The sequence below is a fragment of the Pantoea sp. ME81 genome (assembly GCF_903970985.1).
In the GTDB taxonomy this organism is placed as follows: Bacteria; Pseudomonadota; Gammaproteobacteria; order Enterobacterales; family Enterobacteriaceae; genus Pantoea; species Pantoea communis.
Map to the genome: position 1 here is coordinate 1 of NZ_CAJCKS010000293.1, position 3,352 is coordinate 3,352.

Annotated in this window: 5 protein-coding genes and 1 pseudogene; 5 read left to right on the top strand and 1 reads right to left on the bottom strand. The window is 54.6% G+C overall.

The window, feature by feature from the left end; genetic code table 11:
* Together crtI and crtB are read left to right on the top strand one after the other, a co-directional pair.
* Positions 1-657 (top strand): phytoene desaturase family protein (gene crtI, locus H7A81_RS26440; RefSeq protein WP_182059251.1); only part of this gene is annotated, 657 nt, incomplete at its 5' end.
* Positions 654-1,583 (top strand): 15-cis-phytoene synthase CrtB, encoded by a 930-nt coding sequence (crtB, locus tag H7A81_RS26445; RefSeq protein ID WP_058962013.1) that lies wholly within the window; start codon positions 654-656, stop codon positions 1,581-1,583. The genes crtI and crtB, both read left to right, overlap by 4 nt.
* Here the strand turns inward: crtB and H7A81_RS26450 are convergent.
* Positions 1,522-2,052, bottom strand: coding sequence for a sterol desaturase family protein (locus tag H7A81_RS26450; protein ID WP_182059252.1), 531 nt, complete (start codon positions 2,050-2,052; stop codon positions 1,522-1,524). The genes crtB and H7A81_RS26450 overlap by 62 nt on opposite strands.
* Positions 2,053-2,206: 154 nt before the next feature.
* Here H7A81_RS26450 and H7A81_RS26455 point away from each other — a divergent pair, with 154 nt between their 5' ends.
* The 3 genes and pseudogenes from H7A81_RS26455 to H7A81_RS26465 form a co-directional block, all read left to right on the top strand.
* Entirely contained in the window at positions 2,207-2,446 is a 240-nt protein-coding gene (locus tag H7A81_RS26455) for a type II toxin-antitoxin system CcdA family antitoxin (RefSeq protein ID WP_166932497.1), read from the top strand.
* Between the two features lie 2 nt (positions 2,447-2,448).
* Complete coding sequence (locus H7A81_RS26460) at positions 2,449-2,757, top strand: CcdB family protein (protein ID WP_058962010.1); 309 nt, start codon at positions 2,449-2,451, stop codon at positions 2,755-2,757.
* 129 nt (positions 2,758-2,886) lie between these two features.
* Positions 2,887-3,267, top strand: a pseudogene (locus tag H7A81_RS26465) (MFS transporter); the annotation flags it as partial.
* Between the last annotated feature and the right edge of the window lie 85 nt (positions 3,268-3,352).

The window sequence follows — 3,352 nt, forward strand, 5'->3', positions numbered from 1 at the left end:
GTGGTGCATACCTATGATCGGTTGCTGCGTGGGCATCCTGCCGCCAGCAAACGTGCGGCCTCGCTGAAACGTAAACGCATGAGCAATTCGCTGTTTGTACTCTATTTCGGTCTGAATCACCCGCATTCACAGCTGGCGCATCATACCGTGTGCTTTGGCCCGCGCTATCGTGAGCTGATCGACGAGATTTTTAACAGCAGCCAGCTTTCAGACGATTTTTCGCTTTATCTGCATGCACCCTGCTCCAGCGATCCATCACTGGCTCCGGCAGGCTGTGGCAGTTTTTACGTATTGGCACCGGTGCCGCATCTCGGCACGGCGGCGATCGACTGGCAACAGGAAGGACCGCGTTTACGCGATCGCATCTTTGCTTATCTGGAGGAGCACTATATGCCGGGACTACGTCAGCAACTGGTGACGCACCGCATGTTTACGCCGTTTGATTTTCGCGACACGCTGCACGCCCATCAGGGTTCAGCGTTTTCGCTGGAACCGATTTTGACGCAGAGCGCATGGTTCCGCCCACATAACCGCGATGCGGATATCGCCAACCTCTATCTGGTTGGTGCTGGCACACATCCCGGCGCCGGGGTACCCGGTGTGATTGGCTCGGCGAAAGCCACTGCGCAACTGATGCAGGAGGATCTCGCTGGATGAATCGCCAACCCCTGCTAGAGCAAGTGACTCAGACCATGGCGGTGGGCTCAAAGAGTTTTGCCACCGCCGCGAAACTGTTCGATGCGCCCACGCGGCGCAGCACGTTGATGCTGTACGCGTGGTGTCGCCACTGCGATGACGTGATTGATGGACAAACGCTGGGCGAAGGCGGCACACAACATGTGGTAGAAGATGCCGAAGCGCGCATGCTGCATCTGCAAATTGAAACCCGCCGTGCTTACAGCGGTGCGCACATGGATGAACCCGCGTTCAAAGCATTCCAGGAGGTGGCGTTAATTCACCAGTTGCCGCCACAGTTGGCGTTTGATCACCTGGAAGGCTTTGCGATGGATGCGCGTGAGGCGCGCTACGTGACGTTCGACGATACTCTGCGCTACTGCTATCACGTCGCGGGAGTGGTGGGCCTGATGATGGCCCGTGTGATGGGCGTCCGTGACGAAGCGGTGCTGGATCGCGCCTGCGATCTGGGGCTCGCCTTCCAGCTCACCAACATTGCCCGCGACATCGTTGAAGATGCGCAGAACGGGCGCTGCTATCTGCCGCAAAGCTGGCTGGATCAAGCTGGCTTAACCGGCCAGAATCTGGCCGATCCGCAACATCGCGCTGCCCTGGCACCACTGGCCGCGCGACTGGTGAGCGAAGCAGAACCCTATTATCACTCTGCTCGTTCCGGTTTACCTGGCTTGCCGCTGCGTTCAGCATGGGCCATCGCCACTGCGCGCGGCGTTTATCGTGAAATTGGGGTGAAGGTGCAACATGCAGGCGCACACGCCTGGGATGCGCGACAACGTACCAGCAGCGGCGAAAAACTGGCGCTGCTGGTGAAAGGTGCTGGCTTGGCGCTTACTTCACGTTTGACTCGTCCGGAGTCGCGTCCTGAGGGGTTATGGCAGCGTCCGCGTTAACGGATTTATGCCGCTGTCGCAGCGCCGCCTGCAATTTATGCAATGGCGGCGCATAGAGAAAGCCGAAAGAAACACATCCTTCCCGTCCTCGCACCGCATGATGCATGCGGTGCGCCATATACAGGCGCTTGAGGTAGCCTTTGCGCGGAATATAGCGGAACGGCCAGCGCTGATGCACAAGACCATCGTGCACCATAAAATAGAGTGCGCCGTACAAGGTTACGCCCGCACCAATCCATTGCAGCGGCCAGTAGCCGTTTACGCCGATGTAGATCAGCGCAATCGCCATGAACATAAACACCACGGCATAGAGATCGTTGAGTTCAAATTTGCCGTCGTGCGGTTCATGGTGTGATAAATGCCAGCCCCAGCCCCAACCGTGCATGATGTACTTATGCGACAGTGCCGCCACCCCTTCCATCACCACCACTGACGCCAGCAGGATCAGCGTATTCCATAACCAAAGCATCGTGCATCCATTTGTGTTGAACAGAGGCTTTAAAAGTGGACGCGGAAAGGTCGAGAGGCAAGTCAATAACGTTTATTTTTGTTGGATTGATGGCAGTTGAGTTTTCATCCATACTCATCGACATGACTACACGTGTAGTCCACACGGGGGATTTATGCCTAATACCAGTGTAAAACAGAAGAAAACCGTCAGCGTCACCGTCGAACCCATGCTATTGCAACAAGCCAGAGAGGCCGGTTTAAACTTATCCGCGATTCTTGCTGAGGCTTTGCGACAAGAAATACGGGTAGCCGCTGCAGAAAAATGGAAACAAGAAAATAGTGCCGGTTTACAGGAACTGAACCGCATAACTGAAGAGCATGGTTTATTGTCGGATGAACACAGGACGTTCTAAACATGCAGTACATGATTTATAACAACACCAGTAAAAACAGTGCTTACCCTTATCTGGTCGATGTTCAAAGCGATATCATTGATCAGCTCACAACGCGTATTGTCATTCCTTTGTACCCTATGAATCGACTTAAGGCTGGTCAGGTAAAACGGCTTAACCCCGTCATCGAAATTGAGGGAGAAGGCTATCTCGTCATGACCCATGAAATGGCAAGTGTGCCCGCATCTCTGTTAGGAAAACAAGTGATGGATGCGCGCCCTTATCGCCAGCAAATCAAAGATTCTATTGATTTTATCTTTGATGGATTTTGAAACTTTACATGTCAAACGTCCCTCGTTAGTATTCCCCTCCTCAGCGGAAATGAACTGCTGCGTAAGCGTTAACGTCAATCAACGCACCATATGCAGAATCGTTCTGCCTCAACTCTATGGTGCGCAAATATGTCCCATACCACTATTGCCCAAAATCCAGCCCTACGACGCGCGGGTTTTTTCCTGTTTCTGTTGCTGCTTACTGCTGCCAATCTGCGCACGCCGATTACCGCCACCGGTCCCATACTGGAGAATATCCGCGCCAGTTTTGGTCTGAGCGCCAGTGCCGCAGGCGTGATCAATTTTTTACCGCTGCTGATGTTTGCCACGCTGGCACCGCCTGCCGCCTGGTTTGGTAATCGCTTTGGCCTGGAACGCAGTTTGTGGGGCTCGCTGCTGCTGATCACGCTGGGGTCGTTGCTGCGCATTACCGGCGGTGAAAATGCCATGTGGGCAGGAACCCTTATTCTGAGTTCCGGGATTGCCGCCGCCAATGACCCTCTTGCCCCCCGTAACACACCTATCCGTAGAGCCACGCGGTGGGGAGCAGGGTAGCGCGCTGTGTCTGTTTCCTGAGTTCGGTCACGTGCTGTAC